16 protein-coding genes, 3 tRNA genes and 3 rRNA genes are annotated in these 23,938 nt (G+C 45.3%); 13 read left to right on the forward strand and 9 right to left on the reverse strand.

Annotation, left to right across the window (positions count from 1 at the left end; translation table 11 throughout):
• The first annotated feature begins 180 nt into the window (after positions 1-180).
• From HYN49_RS06325 to HYN49_RS06360, 8 genes are all read left to right on the forward strand, one after another.
• Positions 181-1,694, forward strand: a 16S ribosomal RNA gene (locus tag HYN49_RS06325).
• Positions 1,695-1,791: 97 nt separating this feature from the next.
• Positions 1,792-1,865, forward strand: a tRNA-Ile gene (locus HYN49_RS06330).
• 108 nt (positions 1,866-1,973) lie between these two features.
• Positions 1,974-2,047: transfer RNA gene (locus tag HYN49_RS06335), tRNA-Ala, on the forward strand.
• A gap of 101 nt (positions 2,048-2,148) precedes the next feature.
• A 23S ribosomal RNA gene (locus HYN49_RS06340) occupies positions 2,149-5,028 on the forward strand.
• A 100-nt stretch (positions 5,029-5,128) separates the two neighbouring features.
• Positions 5,129-5,238, forward strand: a 5S ribosomal RNA gene (rrf, locus tag HYN49_RS06345).
• The 16S, 23S and 5S rRNA genes sit together here with 2 tRNA genes alongside, the layout of an rRNA operon.
• Before the next feature lie 405 nt (positions 5,239-5,643).
• A complete protein-coding gene (locus HYN49_RS06350; protein ID WP_108903334.1) occupies positions 5,644-6,399 on the forward strand; it encodes a hypothetical protein in 756 nt (251 codons plus the stop codon).
• An 18-nt stretch (positions 6,400-6,417) separates the two neighbouring features.
• Positions 6,418-7,656, forward strand: coding sequence for a glycosyltransferase (locus HYN49_RS06355; protein ID WP_108904980.1), 1,239 nt, complete (start codon positions 6,418-6,420; stop codon positions 7,654-7,656).
• A gap of 149 nt (positions 7,657-7,805) precedes the next feature.
• The gene (locus HYN49_RS06360; RefSeq protein WP_108903335.1) at positions 7,806-11,096 is read left to right on the forward strand and encodes a T9SS type B sorting domain-containing protein; all 3,291 of its coding nucleotides are present in this window, start codon (positions 7,806-7,808) and stop codon (positions 11,094-11,096) included.
• Here HYN49_RS06360 and HYN49_RS06365 read toward each other — a convergent pair.
• The 8 genes from HYN49_RS06365 to HYN49_RS06400 form a co-directional block, all read right to left on the reverse strand.
• The gene (locus HYN49_RS06365) at positions 11,093-11,749 is read right to left on the reverse strand and encodes a hypothetical protein (protein WP_108903336.1); all 657 of its coding nucleotides are present in this window, start codon (positions 11,747-11,749) and stop codon (positions 11,093-11,095) included. The two genes, HYN49_RS06360 and HYN49_RS06365, sit on opposite strands and share 4 nt — an antisense overlap.
• A gap of 3 nt (positions 11,750-11,752) precedes the next feature.
• Positions 11,753-12,787 carry an ATP-grasp domain-containing protein gene (locus tag HYN49_RS06370; RefSeq protein ID WP_108903337.1) on the reverse strand — a complete coding sequence of 345 codons (1,035 nt, stop codon included), beginning with the start codon at positions 12,785-12,787 and terminating at the stop codon, positions 11,753-11,755.
• A 10-nt stretch (positions 12,788-12,797) separates the two neighbouring features.
• Positions 12,798-13,505, reverse strand: coding sequence for an NRDE family protein (locus HYN49_RS06375; protein ID WP_108903338.1), 708 nt, complete (start codon positions 13,503-13,505; stop codon positions 12,798-12,800).
• Positions 13,493-13,981: a hypothetical protein gene (locus tag HYN49_RS06380; RefSeq protein WP_108903339.1), complete on the reverse strand. Its 489-nt coding sequence runs from the start codon at positions 13,979-13,981 to the stop codon at positions 13,493-13,495. The genes HYN49_RS06375 and HYN49_RS06380 overlap by 13 nt, the downstream gene beginning before the upstream one ends.
• Before the next feature lie 2 nt (positions 13,982-13,983).
• Positions 13,984-14,373 carry a DoxX family protein gene (locus tag HYN49_RS06385; protein ID WP_108903340.1) on the reverse strand — a complete coding sequence of 130 codons (390 nt, stop codon included), beginning with the start codon at positions 14,371-14,373 and terminating at the stop codon, positions 13,984-13,986.
• A gap of 4 nt (positions 14,374-14,377) precedes the next feature.
• Positions 14,378-14,881 carry a YHS domain-containing (seleno)protein gene (locus HYN49_RS06390; RefSeq protein ID WP_245892276.1) on the reverse strand — a complete coding sequence of 168 codons (504 nt, stop codon included), beginning with the start codon at positions 14,879-14,881 and terminating at the stop codon, positions 14,378-14,380.
• A gap of 80 nt (positions 14,882-14,961) precedes the next feature.
• A complete protein-coding gene (locus tag HYN49_RS06395) occupies positions 14,962-15,648 on the reverse strand; it encodes a Crp/Fnr family transcriptional regulator (RefSeq protein WP_108903342.1) in 687 nt (228 codons plus the stop codon).
• 177 nt (positions 15,649-15,825) lie between these two features.
• Positions 15,826-16,968, reverse strand: a complete 1,143-nt coding sequence (locus HYN49_RS06400; protein ID WP_108903343.1) for an acyl-CoA dehydrogenase family protein — start codon at positions 16,966-16,968, stop codon at positions 15,826-15,828.
• Between the two features lie 100 nt (positions 16,969-17,068).
• On the opposite strand from HYN49_RS06400, the gene HYN49_RS06405 reads away from it, so the two are divergent.
• Entirely contained in the window at positions 17,069-18,130 is a 1,062-nt protein-coding gene (locus HYN49_RS06405) for an anhydro-N-acetylmuramic acid kinase (RefSeq protein WP_108903344.1), read from the forward strand.
• A gap of 16 nt (positions 18,131-18,146) precedes the next feature.
• Here the strand turns inward: HYN49_RS06405 and HYN49_RS06410 are convergent, their stop codons facing one another.
• Complete coding sequence (locus tag HYN49_RS06410) at positions 18,147-20,096, reverse strand: tetratricopeptide repeat-containing sensor histidine kinase (protein WP_108903345.1); 1,950 nt, start codon at positions 20,094-20,096, stop codon at positions 18,147-18,149.
• Positions 20,097-20,222: 126 nt separating this feature from the next.
• Here HYN49_RS06410 and HYN49_RS06415 point away from each other — a divergent pair, with 126 nt between their 5' ends.
• The 4 genes from HYN49_RS06415 (at position 20,223) to HYN49_RS06430 (ending at position 23,789) form a co-directional block, all read left to right on the forward strand.
• A complete protein-coding gene (locus HYN49_RS06415; protein ID WP_108903346.1) occupies positions 20,223-21,449 on the forward strand; it encodes a Glu/Leu/Phe/Val dehydrogenase dimerization domain-containing protein in 1,227 nt (408 codons plus the stop codon).
• A 57-nt stretch (positions 21,450-21,506) separates the two neighbouring features.
• A complete protein-coding gene (locus tag HYN49_RS06420) occupies positions 21,507-22,436 on the forward strand; it encodes an energy transducer TonB (RefSeq protein WP_245892278.1) in 930 nt (309 codons plus the stop codon).
• Complete coding sequence (locus HYN49_RS06425; RefSeq protein WP_108903347.1) at positions 22,436-23,656, forward strand: bifunctional folylpolyglutamate synthase/dihydrofolate synthase; 1,221 nt, start codon at positions 22,436-22,438, stop codon at positions 23,654-23,656. Before HYN49_RS06420 ends, HYN49_RS06425 begins: the two co-directional genes overlap by 1 nt.
• Before the next feature lie 58 nt (positions 23,657-23,714).
• Positions 23,715-23,789 (forward strand) — tRNA-Val (locus tag HYN49_RS06430).
• The last annotated feature ends 149 nt before the right edge of the window (positions 23,790-23,938 follow it).

A 23,938-nucleotide genomic window follows, 5' to 3' on the forward strand; every position in this document is an offset into this window, starting at 1 on the left:
GCTAAACGAAAGAATAGCGGATTAGAAAAGATTGACACGTTCATTGATATATTGGATTGACAGCACTTTCAAAGAGATTTGGAAGTAAGCAGAGAGTAAGGAAGATCGATTTGGATTTTCGAAAAAATAATACGTTAGAATTCGTCTAAAATAAAGCCTGAGCAATCAGGCGCACAATATACGATGAAGAGTTTGATCCTGGCTCAGGATGAACGCTAGCGGCAGGCTTAACACATGCAAGTCGAGGGGTAGATGTCTTCGGGCATTGAGACCGGCGCACGGGTGCGTAACGCGTATGCAACCTACCTTGAACAGGGGGATAGCCCAGAGAAATTTGGATTAATACCCCATAGTATTATAGAATGGCATCATTTTATTATTAAAGTCACAACGGTTCAAGATGGGCATGCGTCCCATTAGCTAGATGGTAAGGTAACGGCTTACCATGGCAACGATGGGTAGGGGTCCTGAGAGGGAGATCCCCCACACTGGTACTGAGACACGGACCAGACTCCTACGGGAGGCAGCAGTGAGGAATATTGGTCAATGGGCGCAAGCCTGAACCAGCCATGCCGCGTGCAGGATGAAGCATCTATGGTGTGTAAACTGCTTTTATACGGGAAGAAACCCCGCCTCGTGAGGCGGATTGACGGTACCGTAGGAATAAGGATCGGCTAACTCCGTGCCAGCAGCCGCGGTAATACGGAGGATCCAAGCGTTATCCGGAATCATTGGGTTTAAAGGGTCCGTAGGCGGGCCTGTAAGTCAGTGGTGAAAGCCCATCGCTTAACGATGGAACGGCCATTGATACTGCAGGCCTTGAATTATTGGGAAGTAACTAGAATATGTAGTGTAGCGGTGAAATGCTTAGATATTACATGGAATACCAATTGCGAAGGCAGGTTACTATCAATATATTGACGCTGATGGACGAAAGCGTGGGTAGCGAACAGGATTAGATACCCTGGTAGTCCACGCCGTAAACGATGGATACTAGCTGTTGGGCGCAAGTTCAGTGGCTAAGCGAAAGTGATAAGTATCCCACCTGGGGAGTACGGGCGCAAGCCTGAAACTCAAAGGAATTGACGGGGGCCCGCACAAGCGGTGGAGCATGTGGTTTAATTCGATGATACGCGAGGAACCTTACCAAGGCTTAAATGTAGATTGACAGGTTTGGAAACAGACTTTTCTTCGGACAATTTACAAGGTGCTGCATGGTTGTCGTCAGCTCGTGCCGTGAGGTGTCAGGTTAAGTCCTATAACGAGCGCAACCCCTGTTGTTAGTTGCCAGCGAGTCATGTCGGGAACTCTAGCAAGACTGCCAGTGCAAACTGTGAGGAAGGTGGGGATGACGTCAAATCATCACGGCCCTTACGCCTTGGGCTACACACGTGCTACAATGGCCGGTACAGAGAGCAGCCACCACGCGAGTGGGAGCGAATCTATAAAGCCGGTCACAGTTCGGATCGGAGTCTGCAACTCGACTCCGTGAAGCTGGAATCGCTAGTAATCGGATATCAGCCATGATCCGGTGAATACGTTCCCGGGCCTTGTACACACCGCCCGTCAAGCCATGGAAGCTGGGGGTGCCTGAAGTCGGTGACCGCAAGGAGCTGCCTAGGGTAAAACCGGTAACTAGGGCTAAGTCGTAACAAGGTAGCCGTACCGGAAGGTGCGGCTGGAACACCTCCTTTCTAGAGAAAGACGCAATTTGGTTACGTTTAGGGAAGATTTAGAAAGAAATTCATTACTCTCGCTGTTGGTTCAAATACATATCCAAGAAACAAACAGAGTCTCGTAGCTCAGCTGGTTAGAGTACAACACTGATAATGTTGGGGTCCCCAGTTCGAGTCTGGGCGGGACTACTATTTTGTTTTATTGGAAAAGGAAATTCTGGAAGTTGAGATTGTCACGTTTAGTGGGCGCGTTATCAAACTGCAAACTGCGACTGATAACTGCTACTACGGAAAGACGGGGGATTAGCTCAGCTGGCTAGAGCGCCTGCCTTGCACGCAGGAGGTCATCGGTTCGACTCCGATATTCTCCACGATCGATCCATTGGATTGAAAAAGTTCATTGACATATTGGGATAAGAAAATACAAAAAGTAGAAAGAACACGTCTTGTTTTAATTAGCAAGGCAAAAGTACAATAAGCAAAATAAGGGCGTATGGGGGATGCCTAGGCTCTCAGAGGCGAAGAAGGGCGTGATAAGCTGCGAAAAGCTCCGGGGATCGGCACACACGAGTCAATCCGGAGATTCCCGAATGGGGCAACCCAATACATTGAAGATGTATTACTCCGATAGGAGGGCAAACCCGCTGAACTGAAACATCTAAGTAGGCGGAGGAGAAGAAAACAAAAGTGATTCCGTAAGTAGTGGCGAGCGAACGCGGATTAGCCCAAACCAATGTTGTTACGGCAAGATTGGGGTTGTAGGACCACGATATTTCATGCAAAGTGAACCGGAAGGACCTGGAAAGGTCTGCCATAGAGGGTGATAGCCCCGTATGGGTAAGCGATGTAATGGATAGTGGTATCCTGAGTAGGGCGGGGCACGTGAAACCCTGTCTGAATCTGGCGGGACCATCCGCTAAGGCTAAATACTCCTGAGAGACCGATAGTGAACCAGTACCGTGAGGGAAAGGTGAAAAGAACCGTGAATAACGGAGTGAAACAGATCCTGAAACCATACGCCTACAAGCGGTCGGAGCCCTTTCGTGGGGTGACGGCGTGCCTTTTGCATAATGAGCCTACGAGTTAACGTTGCCGGCAAGGATAAGGTATTAAGTACCGGATCCGTAGCGAAAGCGAGTCTGAATAGGGCGCTTTAGTCGGTAGTGTTAGACGCGAAACCGTGTGATCTACCCATGGGCAGGATGAAGCTGTGGTAACACACAGTGGAGGTCCGAACCGGTTGTCGTTGAAAAGACTTCGGATGACCTGTGGGTAGGGGTGAAAGGCCAATCAAACTCGGAAATAGCTCGTACTCCCCGAAATGCATTTAGGTGCAGCGCTGGATATAGTTATATAGAGGTAGAGCTACTGATTGGATGCGGGGGCTTCACCGCCTACCAATTCCTGACAAACTCCGAATGCTATATAATGTTTACCAGCAGTGAGGGCTTGGGTGCTAAGGTCCAAGTCCGAGAGGGAAAGAACCCAGACCATCAGCTAAGGTCCCAAAATCTACACTAAGTTGAAAGAACGAGGTTTGTCTGCCCAGACAGCTAGGATGTTGGCTTGGAAGCAGCCATTCATTTAAAGAGTGCGTAACAGCTCACTAGTCGAGCGGACGAGCATGGATAATAATCGGGCATAAGTGTAGTACCGAAGCTATGGATTTACAGTAATGTAAGTGGTAGGGGAGCATTCCAGCGGGGCTGAAGGTGTGGCGTGAGCCATGCTGGACCTTCTGGAAAAGAAAATGTAGGCATAAGTAACGATAATGCGGGCGAGAAACCCGCACACCGAAAGACTAAGGTTTCCTCAGCTATGCTAATCAGCTGAGGGTTAGTCGGGTCCTAAGGCGTACCCGAAGGGGGAAGTCGATGGCCAACGGGTTAATATTCCCGTACTTGTATTGATTGTGATGGGGTGACGGAGTGATGAAAGCGCCGCGAACTGACGGAATAGTTCGTTGAAGTACCTACCTATAAGAGCCGCAGGCAAATCCACGGCTTTTGGGGAAATACGATAGTACACGGAGTCTTCGGACAAAGTGATAGTGCGCCTAAGGGCTTCCAAGAAAAACCTCTAAACTTCAGATCGATACAACCCGTACCGTAAACCGACACAGGTAGTCGAGGAGAGAATCCTAAGGTGCTCGAGAGATTCATGGCTAAGGAATTAGGCAAAATAGACCCGTAACTTCGGGAGAAGGGTCGCCAGCAGCAATGCTGGCCGCAGTGAAGAGGTCCAGGCGACTGTTTATCAAAAACACAGGGCTCTGCAAAATCGTAAGATGAGGTATAGGGCCTGACACCTGCCCGGTGCTGGAAGGTTAAGAGGAGATGTTATCTTCGGAGAAGCATTGAATTGAAGCCCCAGTAAACGGCGGCCGTAACTATAACGGTCCTAAGGTAGCGAAATTCCTTGTCGGGTAAGTTCCGACCTGCACGAATGGTGTAACGATCTGGACACTGTCTCAGCCATGAGCTCGGTGAAATTGTAGTAACGGTGAAGATGCCGTTTACCCGCAGTGGGACGAAAAGACCCTGTGCACCTTTACTATAGCTTAGTATTGACTTTGGACAAGTGATGTGTAGGATAGGTGGGAGACTTCGATCCAGCGTCGCCAGGCGTTGGTTAGTCATTGTTGAAATACCACCCTTTGCTTGTCTGAAGCCTAACCCCATAATGTGGGGGACAGTGCTTGGTGGGTAGTTTGACTGGGGTGGTCGCCTCCAAAAGAGTAACGGAGGCTTCTAAAGGTTCCCTCAGCACGCTTGGTAACCGTGCGTAGAGTGCAATGGCATAAGGGAGCTTGACTGAGAGACATACAGGTCGATCAGGTACGAAAGTAGAGCATAGTGATCCGGTGGTTCCGCATGGAAGGGCCATCGCTCAAAGGATAAAAGGTACGCCGGGGATAACAGGCTGATCTCCCCCAAGAGCTCATATCGACGGGGGGGTTTGGCACCTCGATGTCGGCTCGTCACATCCTGGGGCTGGAGAAGGTCCCAAGGGTTGGGCTGTTCGCCCATTAAAGTGGCACGCGAGCTGGGTTCAGAACGTCGTGAGACAGTTCGGTCTCTATCTACTGCGGGCGTTAGAAATTTGAGTGGATCTGATTCTAGTACGAGAGGACCGAATTGGACTGACCGCTGGTGTATCTGTTGTTCCGCCAGGAGCATCGCAGAGTAGCTACGTCGGGAAGGGATAAGCGCTGAAAGCATATAAGCGCGAAACCCACCACAAGATGAGATTTCTTTTAAGGGTCCTGGGAGATGACCAGGTCGATAGGCTATAGGTGTAAAGGCAGTAATGTCATAGCCGAGTAGTACTAATAACCCGTAAGCTTATGTACGCGCTTCCGGGCCGCAAGGCCCGGAGCAATCTTTCAAAAGTAACTTTTTTATCCCAGTGTGTTAATAATATAATGTGATCAACCCGATCATGTAACGACTTAAGGTGGTTATTGCGGCGGGGCTCACCTCTTCCCATCCCGAACAGAGAAGTTAAGCCCGCCTGCGCAGATGGTACTGCAATTTTGTGGGAGAGTATGTCGTCGCCTTTCTTTTTAAAATCCTCATCAGTAATGATGGGGATTTTTTGTTTTATATGGATTACTGAGCGGATTTTAGGACTATGAGATTTCAAGACTGTAAGACTATAAAATTGCAGGATTTTGAGACTGTAGGATTTATTGGAGGGCAGGGATGTCTTATAATCTTACCGCCTTACAATCCATTTTATACAATGTGCTTTCATTGACGAACATGGCCGCGTGAGGGATGGCAGCGGCAGCCCGCACCGCGAGGTACGAGCGGGAGGACTACAGCGGACAGCCCGACGGCGCCGTGGGAATGCGCCAGGCAACGAAGGGATCCGACGGCGGCGGCACGCCCAAAATAAACTGTAATTCCGATGGTAATATCTTTTAAATTTTATATATATTGCCTTAACAATTTTAGAAATTATTATGAAGAAATGTATGCATTATGTGATGCTATTTTTGTTTTTAGCAGTTGCAGGCTGTAAGGATACACATGAAAAAGCCAAGGATTTTGTTGACGATTATAATGCATTGGCTCCGAAAATGGCAAGCCAGAGCCTGCAGTCAACAATAGCGGAGTTGCAGCCTGACAATACTATACACATTATTATGGTGTCTAACGTTTTACAAAACGAAGAGACAAAAGGGGCGATACGCCAGGCGTTGCCTACGATTATGGCAGAAGTGCTCGGCAGGGTGAGTACTTTTAATGAATTGGTTGCAGAAGGTGTTAAATTTAAGGTGGAGTATCGTGCAAGCGACAATTCGGTACTTGCATCGACCATCCTGGACGCGGCAGCTGTAAAGGTGTTGAAATCTAAAAATGGCGATAAAGCCACCGCAAAATACAGTACTTCGAATCCGAAAGCGCAGGAAATGCTGGCTTTAGTCAATAAAACTTTGCCCATTACAGATAAGAAGGCCGGGACAACGATTACGAAAATAGATATCATAGGTGAAGACCTTGTTTACTTTGTGGAAGTCGATAACGAATTAAAGGAGGCGCTTAAAGATCCCGAAGCAGTGGCAATAATGAAGACTGAAATCAGCCACAACCCTCAGATTATGGGTTTCCTGCAAAGCGGAAAAGGTTATGGGATCCGGAAAGTACGCATCAAATACCTCGGGTCCGATGATAAGACAGTAGCCGAAGTGTTATTGGATAAAGACGATATGCGATAGTTGGAATTGGTAAACAGCATGCATCAAAAAATATTAATCATTGGGCTTGTTTGGCCGGAATCGCAATCGTCAGCAGCAGGAAGCCGTATGATGCAGCTTGTAAAGCTTTTTTTGGAAAGCGGGATGGAAGTTGTTTTTGGCAGTGCCGCCCAGCGAAGTGATTTCTCTGATGTACTGGATTTACCGGGTTTGAGCACACAACAATTGCTGTTGAATGATAGTAGTTTTGATGACTTTGTCACAGCACTTCATCCTGATATTGTCTTGTTTGACCGCTTTATAAGTGAAGAACAATTTGGATGGCGCGTGGCAGCGCATTGCCAGCAGGCATTGCGGATTTTGGATACTGAGGATTTGCACTGCCTTCGGTTGGCACGGCAACTTGCGGTAAAGCAGCAGCGTGATTTTACTATAGATGATTTGTTTTCAGATACTGCAAAGAGAGAAATATCCTCAATTTTGCGCTGTGACCTATCGCTGATTATTTCAGAATATGAAATGCAGCTTTTGCAAAAAACCTTTAAAATTGATCCAATCCTATTGTACTACCTACCATTTTTGCCGGATGTTGTTGAAGGAAATACATGGCCTGGATATAAGGAAAGGTCAGGGTTCATGTTCATCGGGAATTTTTATCATGAGCCAAACAAGGATGCCGTCAGGTATCTTAAAGAGCAGGTTTGGCCGGCGGTTAGGGTAAAAATGCCCGAAGCTGTTTTATTTGTTTATGGCGCTTATTTGCCTGCAATGATCCAGCAAATGCATGATCCTAAAACCGGATTTATTATTGCAGGAAGGGCAGTTTCGGCAGAAGAGGCAATCAAATCTGCAAAAGTGATGCTTGCACCATTAAGGTTCGGCGCAGGGATGAAAGGCAAGCTGCTTGAGGCGATGATTTGTGGGACACCAACGATTACGACATCAATAGGAGCGGAAGGGATGCCATACCAAAATCTCTGGAATGGTTTTATAACCGACGATGTGATGGAATTTGCGGACTTTGCTGTAAAGCTTTATGAGGATGCGGAACTTTGGACTGTTGCGCAAAGTCAGGGAACGGTAATTTTGAAAGGAAAGTTTGATAAATCGATTTATGAAAAGGATTTTTTAAATCATATTTATTTTATAATCAATAATTTGAAAGAGCACAGGCGCAATAATTTTATAGGTTCGGTGTTGTTATATGATGCCTTTTCCGCAACTAAATACATGTCACGCTGGATTGAAGAAAAAAACAAAAACAATTATAAACATTAAATTTAATTGGTGGGGGAAAAGGCTTTTATTTTATACTTTGAGCGTCAGTAATTTATGTTGCCTAATAGTTTAAATAGTATCTTTGCCCAATCGCTTTATGGTTTTAGGATCTATTCCCCTGAGACTTCAACCATATCAAAGACCTACATATGAAATTCAGGATACTCTATATTGTCTTATTTATGGCAATTGCAGGTCATGCACAATTGCCTACGTTCACTTTGGATATTGAGCCTATCAATATGACTTGCAATAGTAACGGTGGGGTTACATTGACTCCGGGCAATCTTACTCCTTTAGCTATATTAAATTACAAAATTTATAAACTACCCAATATTGCTACGCCTATTGCCGCCTTTACCAATAATACTTATATAGGTTTGGATGTTGGAGATTATAAGGTCAGGGCCGAACAGGTTTTAGGTACCGATGCATCGCCGCCAATTGAATTGCAGTTTACAATAACCAATGTATTTGAAGAAACTGTCATGAGTGTTGCACAATTGCCTCCCGGAAGCTGTGACCAATCGGGGACTGTAGTGGTTACTGTCAGTCAGGGGTCGGGGCCTTTTTTCTACCAGGTAATTACAGATGGTGTACCAGGAACACCACAATCTTCCAACATTCTTACGGATGTTACTGAAGGAGAGCATAACATCCGCGTGTTTGATGTTTGCGGAAACGGGGCGGTGAAAACGATCACCGTATTGCTCACAGCCAATGACCTGTCTATTAGTAGTACCGCTGTTCCTCCCATTGCCACATCATGTGCCACCATGACACTTAATAATGAAGTGACACCAAATTCGGGCAATATTTATTATCCGGTGAAAGCCACCTATACCGTTCATTTTCCTTCAGGAAACCAGGTTATTGAACAGTTGCATGCCACTGGCCCGCCCGATTCGCTTTCTTTAGAGTTGCAGGTGCCGGTACAAAATACACCATTTACTTATGATTTAGTGGTATCTGACGATTGCGGCCATTTTTTTTCGACTTTTGACAATGATATTAATCCTAACCCGGAGGTGGCAATTAATGAAACCCCGAATGAATGTGGAGATAAATTCATTACGGTTACAGTGGCCAATGTCATGCCGCCCTACACGATGGTTTTTGATACCTTCCCCGCAAATTTTGATCCGGGCGCTTTGAATCCGGCTTATATGGGTCCGTTGAATGGAGATACACTATCTTTGACTTTCGGAAGCGATACCAATCCGGTTCCTGAGGGTATCTACCATGTCACTGTTTCGGATTCCTGCGGAAGGATAGCAGGAGCCGATAAGGAAGTCAAGAAAGAAGAGCTCCATCCTGATGTTACTATTGTTGAGGCCACTTGCACCACACCTGCCAGAATCCAGATTAAGCTGCAGCAGACGCCAAGGAAAATAAAAACTGTCATCGTTACTGTTGCGCCACCTGAATATGCTGCGACACACCCGTTGCCGTTTAATGCATCGCCAGCTCAACCTCAGGAAACCGTAACCATTATAAATGCGTCAACGGGTCATTATGAAATTTCCCTGATTGACATTTGCGATGTTCCATATACGGCGCAAGCAGAAGTTCAGCCCTTTTCAGGCCAGTCGCGTTTGCAGGTCAACGCCAGGGCAAGTTGCGATGAAGGTTTGGGTTCGCTACGTGTACGATCTCCAAATGGCGGCGGATTGGTAACCCTAACCATGATTTCGGCACCTCCTGAATTTGGCGCGACCATGCCTTTGGATCTTAGCGGTTCATTGTCAAACGGGAGTTATTTCAATCCTGCTCTTGCTGCGGGATTCTATGACTTTGTAGGAACCGATGCCTGCGGCGCAACGCTGACACTTCAAAGTCCAATAGAGGTAATAGGATATGATAATGGTGTAAATAATTTTAATGTGGATCCCAACTGCGGGACGTTTAATCTTAGCCTTCATGACCATGCCAACATCACAGGGAGCTATTGGCTGCAGAAGAAAAACCCCACCACCGGACTATACGAACATCCTGATACTGGTGTAGTATACCCTGACCAGACAGTGCCTACCTCGGATAATTCCATACAGCTGACCAATAACGAAACAATGTATAATATCGACAATACCGGAACATTCCGTATTGTCAAGATATACCAATCCTTTAGTGATGTGGGAAGCGTTATCTGCCCTAAATATTATGATGATTTTGTATTTACCGGTGATCTTAAAATACTAAAATCATATTCCCTCGATTGTGAAGACGGGGAAGGACCGGGAAGTGTATTTGTAGATGTAGTAGGCGTGCCGCCCTATACTTACAGGATAACGGAAAAGAACGGACAGCCATTTGTTGTCGAAAACGGAACGGATGCCATTTTTCAGGGACTCGAACCGGCATTGTATGAAATTGAGGTCGAGGATTCCTGCAACCGTATTGAAACCACTACCGTAAATGTCGCGACATTGCTTCCCCTCGTGCATGCAACGACTCCCGGAACCAACGGAGGGCCTGGAGAGCAATTGTATTGCAGCAACAGTAATGAAACGAGCCATCCTTTCGACCTGACGGCGTTCAATTCGGAAATCCTGGGCAACCAGCCTGCTGATTTGTATACGATTTCATACCATTTGTCTGAAGCAGATGTCCGTACTGGTGCAAACCCGATTACGTCAGATGTTACTCAGTATGTAAACACCTCCAATCCGCAAACAATATGGGCGCGCGTGGTACACAATTCGATTTCCCTTTGCTACGATTATACCTCATTCCCGCTTTTTGTAGGTACGGAGCCGACGCTTACCTTATTGCCTGATATTTACCTGTGCGAAGGTGATGAGCAGCACGTATTGGCAGATTACGGTTTTGATGCCTATGAATGGTCCACCGGTGATACCACGCGTGGCATTACCATCGATACGCCGGGAACATACACGGTGACGGTGAAGAATGCTTATGGTGGCTCGTTTTGTGAAGCAACACAAACCATTACGGTAACCAATACAGAAAGCGCCCATATCGACTCGATAGATATTACCGACTGGACCGATGACGACAACAGCTTTACAATGCACGTCAGCGGTGATGGCGACTATGTATTTTCAATAGATAGACAAAACTACCAGGCAGATCCAACTTTTACCGGCCTCGAACCAGGCATTTATACTGTTGATGTAAAAGACCTGCACGGTTGCCCCGGTGTTAGTAAAGAGGTACTGATTTTGAATTACCCGAAGTTTTTTACACCAAACGGAGACGGCTACAACGACAAATGGAAAATCAAAAATTCTGTATTTGAACCCGGAATGATGACATACATTTTTGACCGCTACGGGAAACTCATTACCGGCTTGGAACACGACAGCCCGGGCTGGGATGGCACTTACAATGGCCAGCCATTGCCGTCGACAGATTATTGGTTTATGGTCCAGAGGGTCGATGGTAAAGTGCATCGCGGGCACTTTGCGATGAAACGTTAATCGGTTTTTTGTTTCTTCCGAAAGTATTTTTTCCAAAACTTGTACGCCTGAAACAATCCCATGCACAGGAATAAAAGCGGAATGACGCCCGACATCAGGTAGTTTGAAACGAAATCATTCTTTTTGGTAAGCCAGTCCAGGCACAAAATCAATGTCAGCATGCCGCAAAAAGTCCCGGCCAGGGTTCCGTTAAGATAGGTGTATTTGCCTGAATTATTTACCGAAATATAATGGGCATTGATCAGGTATAGATTCCACGCCGTCCAAAAAGGAATCTGGATGAAATTCAGGCTGCTGTACTTAACTCCCGTCCAGAACGGTGAATATCCGTCGGCAAGCCGGAATATGGTCGCGGAAGCATCGGGGTCGCTGTGGGCCGTATGAAATGACCAGGCCAGCAGGAACATAAAAAAGATGGAAAACAGCTCGATATATTTGATCAGCTTCTTATTGTGCATCAGCCTGTCGGCAAAAATCAGCGTGGCAAAAATGACCACGGCTTCAATGACAATGACGCCCGCCAAATAAATCAAAGTACTTTCAATACCAGATTTCTGATACACATCATACCCAATCACATTCAGATAACCCAAAGGAATCGACCCGATATAACTCACTAAAAAACCGACAGCGATGTTCTTTAGCGCTTTCATATTTTAGAAGTTGACGATTTTTGTACAATGCAGGTTATGCAGTCGATATTGCTCCATTCCTTTCTTATGGCTTAAATAAGGCGCACCGTTCTTATGATTTTCAACGCTGATTTCATACATATACCTGATGTGCCTGATGAGTTCCTTCCATGCAAAAAAAAGAGAATGCTCGGGATCGTAAATGTGCGTTGGCTCACTCGCGGCACCGTTTAATTCGACAATCGAGAATTTCTCGCCACGCTCCAATGCTTCAAGCGATTCATACATCAGGTCAATCCGCCCGAAATAAAATCCGTCTATTTGAAGGCAAATACCGTTCATCACCTTGTTAAGAGCCGGCGTGGCCCAAACCGTACGGTCAATGAATTTCGCACCGCGTGCATGGTTTCCGTAAGGGACAAGGTTTACTTTTTCGCCTACAGCGGGGATTTCATCGAGTTTGCCGCCGTATTCCTTACGAAGCACTTTCAACTGCAATTCATAACGCGGATTTTCCTTAATCAGTGCTTCCAGAGTTGATTTGCCATCACCGGTCACAATCAGGAATTCTTTAGCCACAATTCCGGTAATCCGGCCTTCATTCTCATGCGGATATCTTACGTAAAAAATTCCAATCTCATTTTCATACGGAATCAAATCCTGTACGATACAGTCGAAATCGGCTTTGTCGACATACGATTCGAGGTCGGCAGCATTGTCGATTTTCTTTACTGCCGAACCGCGTAATCCGATGTCCGGTTTGATAATCAGTGGATATTGGATGCCGTGATCCTTTGCTTTGACGATAATATCTTCCGAGGTCGTTCCGGCTTTCGCCAAAATCGTTTTTGGGTAATATTGCTGCGGAATCAGGTCGTAGATTTCCTTTTTGGATTCCATCATAAATCCCCCGTTGGTGATTGTCGGGTTCGAAGCATTGAAGAAGAAAATGCTGCGTTGCCGTAACGCATAGTATGCCCACAAAAAATAAATGGGAATGTAGACGATATAAAACGGCCAGTATTCCCAATGCAGTATTTTATGTAATAACAACCTCAATAGTCAGGATTTACAGGGTGATGCATGAATTCGCAGATTCGTTTTCGTTGATCAGATCGGTATAAGTGAGCGACAATTTATGCTGCTCAATCACGGCCTGTGTAATGCTGAGGGTTTTCAATTTACCATCCCTGTTGATGACCAGGCCGTTTTCTGCATTGTCATTTTCGGTGTACCGATGGAAGTGCAGCATTTCGCCTGCGGTAATGTCAGGTTTCGCATCCAAGAAATTGTAAAACCAGGCAGCTCTGGTTTCCCTGACTTCTTTCGGGTATAAAGTAGAAGAAGACCAGATATGGTTTTTGTTACTGTCCAAAGGCAATGTGGTTTTTTCCATACCATCCCAACGCAATTGATACAATGTTTTATGGTAAAACAAAACCAATGTAAAAGGTTCGACGTTTTTCAAATCGATTTTATCCCAGGTTTCAATTGCGGAATCGCTTCCCAATACATCCAAAACGATCAGGCCACGGCTCCTGCGGTAAGGAGGAAGGTGTTTGTGCTTTTCTGCAGCACCGTTCAGCAGTACCAGCACATTCGCATTTTCATCAACGGCATACCAGGTCCCGCCGGCTTTCGGGTCTTTCGGGAAAATGAGATTATGGTTATTGATGTGGTAATTCGTCGGCGGAATCGCAGGCCTTAAAACCTGTTCGTCACGGTTTGAAGTGATGATCATCCTGCCATGGGCATGGACAAAACTTACTGTGCACATTGATTGCGGTATTCAATTGTAGAACGTGCCACGCCGAAATTGGCATCAATCTGTACATCTTTACAATCGTGTATCGCCACTTTTATCAATGCCTGGTGGTGGATGCAGTGTTCAAGGTTATACAGCAGTTCGCGGAAATAATTGCTGTCAATCAGGATTTCCTCACCATCGATGATTTGCTGCAATTGTATGGCCTTGTTTTCTTTATCGAGGTTGCCATGAATGGTATTCAGTGACTCCATTGCAAATTCCGTACTCGTCTGGATCAGGATATTGCGCGCCCTTTTATCATAGTTTACCAGGCCTGAATCATAATTATTTTCAAGGCATTGGAACATCTCAATAATATGCCTGGTATGCTCACCGATGGTGGCATTGCTCAGCGCTTTGCATTGATTGGTATAGTCCCTGTCGGAAAGCTGCTGCAGTAACCCAATCATTTCATTAAGGCTATGATGTATTGAAGGTAGGAGCATGTTTATGTTTTAAATCGGATGAGTGCCGGAATTTTGTCCCGGTCCATATAAATTAGTATCGTACTGCAAATAAAGGTTATTACTGCCAAAATAAAAAGTTCCCCGCCATCATTTTTTACTTCGATTCCCAAAATAAACAGGTGCGAAAGCAGCGCTCCGGCGATTACTCCGGCTGATAATAACGCGCCTATCAGCGTTGTTGACGGAATCAATATCAGGATGGCAGCGAAAAGTTCTACGATTCCCGATCCAATCCTGCCGTACGGTTCCATGCCCAGTTTGGTGAAAATATACACGCTTTCATCGGCAGCGGTAAATTTAAAAAATAATGTCTGAAGTAATATCACCGCAGCGATGATTCTCAATGCCCATGTAAAAATCGTTTTTGCCATGATATCAGTTTAAGATTTTTTTCCAGTTCGCATCTGCTTTTTTCTTCAGGCCGGCTTCCTCCTTATTCCAGCTTTTCAGCGTATTATTGAAAAAGGCGTTGTAAAATAAGTAGAGTTTGCCCTCGACGATCTTGAATGTCTCGGGATTGATTTCTACCTTTTCGCCTGAATATCCCATCGCATAAGCGCACCATCCCCCGTATTGCGGCTCATAAGCGGCAGGCGTTTTCAGGAAGGCTTCCTTGTTGGCTGCGGATGAAAAATAGTACGTCACGCCCTGATGCGATACTGCCATGTCCTTCTTTCCTTTTACCGCTTTATTTTGCTTAAAATACGAAACCGGGTCAAAGCCCTGTATGGCCAGTTTGTTTTCCAGATTGAATAAAGCGGTCCTTTTACTTTCGCTTTGCGCAGATACGACCAGTCCGGCACATAAAAACCATACTGAAATTAAGATACGGGTTTTACGGGTTGCAGGTTTTCTTTTTTTGAAATTCATTGTTATCATAAATTTGTATTTAAATTGATGAAGCAAAGGTATCGCAGCCTGAATTATTGATTTGTCGCCTGCCTGACACTTTCTTTACATTAACCGATAAAAAGCGCGTTGATGTCAGGGATAACGATTTCTTTGCGGCTGTAACGGATTTTTCCATCCGCTTCCATTTCGTTCAGCAATTGCGTGGCGGTCTGTCTTGAAGTACAGATGATTTGCCCGATATCATTTTGTGTCAGGTAATTTTCAATCGTAATATGTCCGTCTGCAGCAATGCCCTCGCGCTCCGCCCAGTCTTTAAGGAACTGGTACAGTCGTGTTCTGGCATCTTTGGAAACCAGGTTGCTGTAATTGTTGCGGATGCGTTTCATCTTCAGCCCGACAAATTTTGTGTAAGACAATGCCAGTCCGGGATGCTTAAGCAAAAGGTTTTCAAAGTCGGACATCAGGAAACTGCAGATTGATACTTCGTCTGAAAGTACTTTCGCATATTCGTTGGCTTGTTTATCGGTTTCCAGTGTCAGTTCCCCGAAAAGATCGCCTTTTTGTATGATGTCCTTAATGGTTTCTTCCCCATTTTCATCAACCGAAACAATTTTGATCGCTCCTCTTTTAAGCAGGAAAATCCGCGGCACCTCTGAAGAAGAAAAATAAATGATTTCCCCTTTGGCGGCTTTCTTAAACCCTGTGATAATGCACAACTGCCGGATCTGGCTGAAGCTCAGTATGCGGAATAGCTTATGATCGCGCAGGTACCAGTATTTGAGTTCGTCGTACATAAAGTAAATGTATGAAAAAAGGAAACGCTTCGCTATAGAGACGGCTAACGCCGTTAGAAACGCTTCGTTTTAGAATTAAGGACTTAGGGTGAAAAGAAAACGCTGCGCTAAGAAAGTCGGAACATTCTAAAGCGCAGCGTGTCTGAAAATCTATAGCCGCAGGGCGTGTCTGATCATCTAATCCTTCAATATACTTCTCGAAATCACAATCTTCTGGATCTCAGAAGTCCCTTCGTAAATCTGTGTGATTTTCGCATCGCGCATCATGCGTTCTACGTGGTATTCGGCTACATAGCCGTTTCCGCCGTGGATTTGTACCGCTTCAATGGTCGTATCCATGGCCACTTGGGAAGCATACAATTTTGCCATCGCGCCGGATTCTGAAATGTCCATACCCTGGTCTTTCTCGGAAGCCGCCTTCAGGCAAAGCAGTTTCGCGGCCATGATGCTCACGTGCATGTCGGCCAGCTTGAATGCGATGGCCTGGTGTTTTGATATTTCCTTTCCGAAAGCCTTGCGCTCTTTCGAATATTTTAAAGCCAGTTCGTAAGCGCCGGTCGCAATTCCCAAAGCCTGTGAGGCAATCCCGATCCGTCCGCCGTTCAATACCGACATGGCGAAATTGAACCCGAAACCTTCGGCCCCGATGCGGTTTTCCTTAGGGACTTTTACATCCGAAAACATGAGTGAATGGGTGTCAGACCCGCGGATTCCCATTTTCTTTTCTTTTGGCCCGATGTCAAAACCAGCCCAGCCTTTTTCTATGATAAAAGCGTTGATGCCTTTGTGCCCTTTTTCGATATCTGTCTGCGCAATCACCAGGTAAGTTGAAGCCGTGGCACCATTCGTAATCCAGTTTTTGGTTCCGTTTAAAAGATAATGGTCACCCTTATCAATCGCTGTGGTTTTCTGTGAAGTCGCATCCGATCCCGCTTCAGGTTCTGAAAGGCAGAACGCGCCAATCACTTCGCCTTTCGCCAAGGGCACAAGGTATTTCATCTTCTGTTCCTCGTTGCAGTATTTTTCCATTCCGGCACACACCAGCGAATTGTTTACGGACATGACCACTGCTGCAGAGGCATCTACTTTTGCAATTTCGGTCATGGCCAATACATAGGATACGCTGTCCAGTCCGGAGCCGCCGTATTTTGGATCAACCATCATTCCCATAAAGCCAAGGTCGGCCATCATTTTGACCTGCTCCGTTGGGAATTTAGAGTGCTCGTCTCTTTCAATGACGCCCGGTAGCAATTCGTTTTGAGCGAAATCCCTGGCCGCCTGCTGTATCATTAAATGCTCTTCTGTAAGGTTAAAATCCATAGTTTATGTGAATGATGTGTTACTTTTTGTTTTTTTGTCAGCGTCCAAATGTAACTATTTCTTAGGATATTTTTAACACCAATTCCGTATTTTTGGGCTAATGAAAAAAGAAAACTATAACGTTATCGGGGTGATGTCCGGAACGTCATTGGACGGTGTCGACCTGGCCCATATATTTTTTGAGGAAGAGGACGCGAAATGGCGGTTTGAGATCCTTGAATGCGAAACGGTTGCTTATGATTGTGCATGGGTTTCAAGATTAAAGGCGGCTGTTGATTTCAATACTTCGGAATTGGAAAACCTCAATAGGGACTATACCGGTTTACTCGGAAAAATCATTTCCGATTTTATATCCAAAAACAAACTTACTCCGAATGCTGTCTGTTCCCATGGGCATACGATTTTACACCAGCCTCAAAATGGATTCACGCTGCAAATCGGTAACCTGCCTGAAATTGCTGCGGTTTGCGGGCAGAAGGTAATCTGTGATTTCCGCGTACAGGATGTCAGATTGGGAGGGCAGGGAGCGCCATTAGTGCCGATTGGCGACCGTATTTTATTTTCGGATTATGATTATTGCCTGAACCTCGGCGGATTTTCCAATGTATCGTTTGAGGAAAATGGAAAGCGGATCGCGTTTGATATTTCGCCGGTAAACACGGTATTGAATTTTTATGCGAACCGTTTTGGAAAAGATTTTGATGATCGGGGTAAGATTTCGGCTTCAGGAGAAATAGATGAAGATTTGCTGGAAGCGCTCAACAACCTGGATTTTTATAAAAAGGCCTACCCCAAATCACTCGGATTTGAATACGTAAAGCAAACGGTAATCCCGTTAATTGAAAGCTTTCCCATTTCCGATGAAAATAAAATGCGGACATTTTCTGAACATATCGCGTTCCAGATTGCATCGGCTTTACCTCAAAAAAACGGAAAGTTGCTCATCACCGGCGGAGGCGCTTACAATGATTTCCTTGTAAAGCGGATGCAGTATTTTTTGCCGGAAATGCAGATCATTATTCCCGATAAAAAAACATTGGAATTCAAGGAAGCGTTGATCTTTGCTTTGCTTGGCATCTTGAAACTCCGGGGCGAAATCAATGTTCTTTCCAGTGTAACCGGTGCCGCGCATGACCATTGCAGCGGGGTGGTTTTCAGCTGATTCCTTTTTGCAGAACTCAGGGCAAAGGAATTTCAATAATGGTCCGTGCGCCAGCTCCCGGCATCGAATCAAATTCGGCAGTCCCGCCAACTGATTCAGCCCTCTTTTGAATGTTATCCAAACCATGCCCGCGGTGTATTCTGGTAATGTCATATCCGATTCCGTCATCTTCATACATCAGGACAATCTGCCCGTCACGTTTTAAGATGTCCAGCGATACGTTTTTGGCCTGCGCATATTTAAGCGTGTTGTTGATGAGTTCCTGCGTGATGCGGTAGAGTTGGTGTTCTACATTTGCATCGCCTATTTTGTCTATTTTATGATGTGTCAGCGTGAATTTAATAACGTGTAACAAATTGACTTTATTCACAAGGATTTCAGTAGCGGCAAGATATCCCTTCTCCATCAGGATCGGGGTGTGCATGTCGCCCATGATTTTCCGCAAATCAGCAATTGAGGAATCCAGGAGTTCTAATGATGTGCTGACGGTTTGCGTAAAGTCGCCCGGAATCTTATTCGCATTTAAACTGCTCAGGAACATCCGCGCCGTCGAAAGTTGTGCGCCCAGATCGTCATGTAATTCCCTGCTGATCCGGTTGCGTTCTTCTTCCAGGGCTTTCTGCTTTTTAATTTGTGCGATTTTATTCCGTTGAATCATCAGCACAATCAGGAAAAGTACTACCACGCTCATCCCGATCATTATCGAATTCCTGATGGATTTTTGGTAACTGACTTCCTTTTTTGCAATGAGTTCTTTGCGTTGGTGTACCGCCCTGATCGAATCCTGGACGATCCTGAAATCATAACTCATCTGCAGCTGCGTAAACTTCTTCTCCTTTTCATAATTGAAAATCGAATCGGCGGTTTGCTTGAAAAGCATTTGATTTTCATAAGCGGACTTATAATTCCCTAGCGCCTTGTAAATCATTGAGTTCAGTTCGTAAGCCCGTTTGGTCAGGTCAAGCTCCCCGTTTCTAAGCGTCATCGGAAGGCTTCTCCCGACGTAACGGAGTGCATTTGCATAATCGCGCTTTCCAAAATAATCGTTCGCAATGTGCAGTAAAACACTTGAAATGCCGTATGCGTCCTGAATTTCCTGGCAAATCTTAAGCGCTGTAAGATGGTTTTCAAGTGCTTTGTCATTCTCGTGTTTTGTATTGTAGATTTTCCCAATCCCGATATAACTCAGTGCAGCCGTCTGCTTATTGCCATACTTTGCAGCAATGTCGAGCGCTTTTTTAAAATAGGACATTGCTTGAGCAGGTTTATTGCAGTCGAAATAGCTGTCGCCGATATTCTGGTAACTGGTACTGCTGTTATAATAGTCTTTCGTTTTTAACTGCACTTTAAGGCACTCGGCATAGCTTTTTAGTGCCTCTTCATATTTTCCCTGCTCGCTGTACATCACACCGATGTTATTATAATTGCCCGCGATAGAAAAACTATCGTTGCGGCGTTTGGCAATTTGCAGCGACTTCATCATGTAACTAATGGCTTCCGGATACTTGGATAATTTTGCATAAAACATCCCGATGTTACCGTTATAATCTGCCTGTCCCTGTAGATCATTGGTTTCTTCTGCAATTTTAAGTGCCCTTTGGATGTATTGCATCGCAAGAGGGTAATTGCTTTTCATCGCTTCTTCATTGCCCAACAGGTTTAGGGCTTGCGATATGCCTTTGCTGTAACCGATTTTTTCGGATAATTGCAGGCTTTTCTGTCCATAAACACCAGCCTGAGGCGAAAACAGGTTGCCGTAATTGACTGCCATACTGTATAATATGTCCGCCTTTGTCGTATCGGCCATAGCGCCGTATCTGGAAGGATCTTTGCTTTTACCGGCCTCATATTTTATCAATGCGGCCTTGAGGCTGTCGATTTTTTTCTCGAATTGAGCCGAAGCAGCATGCGTGCCAAAAAGCAATAAAAAAGGGATGACAAGTATATCAATGTGATATCTTTTCATAAAGAGGGTGTTGGTGATACAATATTAGGGTAAATTTTCAAGAAATATTAAGGCGCATCAATTTCGTATCGTTTGCAATATTTCGGAAGATAGGATTTATCTTTGCGCCACAAACTAACATTCGACATGACAGACTTAATTAAGAAATTTGAAGATAAATCACCTGAAATCGTATTCAACTGGAAAGATTCCGAAACCGAAGCCGAAGGCTGGACGGTGATTAACTCGCTTCGCGGCGGCGCTGCAGGTGGAGGGACAAGGATGCGTAAGGGACTCGATATGAACGAGGTTTTATCATTGGCCAAAACGATGGAAATAAAATTTTCCGTTTCAGGGCCTGCCATCGGCGGTGCCAAAAGCGGTATTAATTTTGACCCGAATGATCCGCGTAAAAAAGGCGTTTTGCAACGTTGGTACAAAGCCGTTTCGCCGTTGCTGAAAAGCTACTACGGTACAGGTGGCGATTTAAATGTTGATGAAATCCACGAAGTCATCCCTATGACAGAAGAATGTGGCGTGTGGCATCCGCAGGAAGGGGTCTTTAACGGCCATTTCAAACCTACGGAAGCCGATAAGATCAACCGCATCGGCCAATTGAGGCAGGGTGTTGTAAAAGTGATTGAGAACCCATTTTTCTCACCGGATGTCGCACAGAAATATACCGTTGCCGATATGATTACCGGTTATGGGGTAGCCCAGGCGGTACGTCATTATTACGATATTTTCGGTGGAAATATAGAAGGCAAGAAAGCCATTATCCAGGGATTCGGCAATGTAGGTTCGGCAGCGGCATTTTACCTTGCGGCGATGCATGTGAAGATTGTCGGGATCATCGATCGTGAAGGCGGTGTGATCAACCCGGACGGATTTTCTTTTGAAGAGATCAAAAACCTGTTCCTTAATAAGGATGGTAATAAACTGGTGGCTGAAAATATGATTTCATCAGAAGAAATCAATACCCAGATCTGGAACCTGGGAGCCGAAATTTTCGCGCCGTGCGCAGCGTCAAGGCTTGTTACACAAGATCAGGTTGACAACATGATTGCTTCCGGGCTTGAAGTCATTTCCTGCGGCGCCAACGTGCCTTTTGCAGATAAGGAAATTTTCTTCGGACCGATTATGCAAAACGTTGACAGTAAAGCAAGCCTGATTCCGGATTTCATTTCGAACTGCGGAATGGCCAGGGTTTTCGCCTATTTTATGGAAAAGAAAGTACAGATGACCGACGAGGCCATTTTCCTTGATACTTCGGAGACGATCAGGAAAGCCATTGCCAATGTGCATTCGAAGAATCCCCGAAAGACGAATATCAGCGCTGCCGCATATGAGATTGCGTTGTCGCAGTTGCTTTAACAGGAACAATTTTTTATACCTTTAGGCGTTTTATGTAACGAATAAAAGCATACCCGGATGAATAATACCCAAAACCTTATCGCAGAAACGGATTCTGTTTCAAACAAGAAGAAATCCTTGATTTATACGGGAATTTTATTTGCGGCATTTTTTTTACTGCTTTTCTTCCTGCACATGACTTCTGCTAAAATGCAAGAAATCGAAGGCGGAGGCGGTGGTGGAGGCGGTGAAGTGGCCGTAAATTTCGGGAACAGCGATACGGGTGCAGGAGACAATTATGAATCCAAAGACCTAGATTTGCCTGCTTCGAAGCCGGTGAAGGAACAAACCACGGCACAGGAAGACATCGTCACCGATGACACTCAAAATGATGTTCCAGCCGTTGTTACAGTAAAAAAACCTAAGGACGAACCTAAGAAGCCGGAAGCAAAACCAGTCGAAACGCCGAAGCCAAAACCTTCAAAAGCCACGAATGACGCGCTGTCAAATCTGTTAAACGGCAACAGCAAAGGTGGTGACGGTGATGACAAATCAGGAGGTAACAAAGGAAGCAGTAACGGTACTGCGGATTCACGGGGCTACAGTGGCTCAGGCGGTAGCGGTACGGGAACCGGCGGTGGCAATGGCAGCGGGGACGGAATAGGCAATGGCTCCGGTTATGGTCCGGGTTCAGGCTCAGGTTCCGGTGGTGGTGTTGGTAGTGGTGTCGGAAATGGCAATGGAAGTTGGAAATTGGCTGGGCGTAAACTCAGCAGCAGCAATAAGATTGCGCAGGATTGCAATGAATATGGAACAGTTGTAGTTGAAGTCACTGTTAACAAACAAGGCAACGTTATCGGATGTAAATATGTAAAAGGAACCACAAATACCGATCCCTGCCTTATTCAACCTGCATATAAAACAGCCAGGACTTACAAATGGCTGCCTAAAGATGATGCGCCAGAGAAACAGGTCGGAACTATCGTTATCAATTTCAAACAGAGTTAATGGATTACCGCCAAACGGTAGACTGGATGTTCAGACAGCTCCCTATGTACCAGCATCAGGGCGCTTCTGCCTACAAAGCGGACCTTGCCAATACCATTTTATTATCAGCACATTTGGGTTTTCCTGAAAGAAATCTGAAATGCATCCATGTAGCCGGGACGAATGGCAAAGGCTCGACCTCACATTTACTGGCTTCCGTGTTCCAGGAGGCGGGTTATAAAACCGGTTTGTATACTTCACCCCATTTGAAGGATTTCCGCGAACGGATTAAGATCAACGGAATCGAAATTCCAGAATCCTTTGTTGTGGATTTTATAGCAGCTAACAGAACTTTTTTTGAATCCCATTCGCTGAGTTTCTTCGAAATGACTGTCGGCCTGGCTTTGGATTATTTCAAAAAAGAGCAAACCGATATCGCCATCATTGAAGTGGGTATGGGCGGAAGGCTTGATTCCACAAATATCATTACGCCGATGGTTTCCGTCATTACAAACATTGGTTTGGACCACATGCAGTTTTTAGGAGATAGTATTCCAAAAATTGCTTCGGAAAAAGCCGGAATCATCAAACACAATATTCCTGTTGTTATTGGGGAATATACCTCAGAGAGCAGGGCTGTTTTTACAGGCAAAGCCAAAGAAATGCAATCGGATATTTATTTTGCGTCCGATGCCATTATGAAAGATTACCCGTCCGCACTTTTGGGTGACTACCAAAAGCACAACAAAAAAACGGTACTGCAAACACTGGAAGTCGTAAACGGAATAGGCGATTTTCCTGTTTCAGAGGAGCAAATCAAAAAGGGATTTATAAATGTCATTGCAAATACCGGGTTGCAGGGAAGATGGCAGCAGCTCGGAGAAAAACCACTCATCATTGCCGATACGGCACACAACAGCCACGGGTTGGAGATTGTAATGCAACAGGTTTTGAGGCAGCAATACCAGCGATTGCATATCGTGATGGGTGTTGTAAATGATAAGGATCTGGATTCCGTTTTGCCATTATTCCCGAAAACGGCAGTGTATTATTTTACAAAACCAAACATTCCCCGTGGCCTTGATGCTGGTGTCCTTCAGGTAGCTGCGTCCAAATTCGGCCTTATCGGGAATGTATATCATTCTGTGCAAGGAGCTTATGAAGCGGCTTTACATGCTGCTGATCCAGAAGATTTCATTTACATAGGCGGCAGTACTTTTGTCGTCGCCGAAATTTTATAAAAAAAGCAATATTTATTTGCAGGTATGGAAAAACGGCCTATATTTGCACTCGCATTCAGGGCGATTAGCTCAGTTGGTTCAGAGCATCTGGTTTACACCCAGAGGGTCGGGGGTTCGAATCCCTCATCGCCCACAAAAAGCAGAAACGAAAGTTTCTGCTTTTTTTATTTCCGGCAGCATCGGAAGCTTTGCTTCCGTAAGCTTATGGACATAAAAAAAGTAAAGCCGTGCCAACGGCTTTTTGCTTTTTGTGCAGGCTCCCCCAAAAAGGATCTGCGAAGC

Origin of the sequence: Flavobacterium pallidum, from assembly GCF_003097535.1 — a bacterium.
Taxonomy (GTDB): domain Bacteria; phylum Bacteroidota; class Bacteroidia; order Flavobacteriales; family Flavobacteriaceae; genus Flavobacterium; species Flavobacterium pallidum.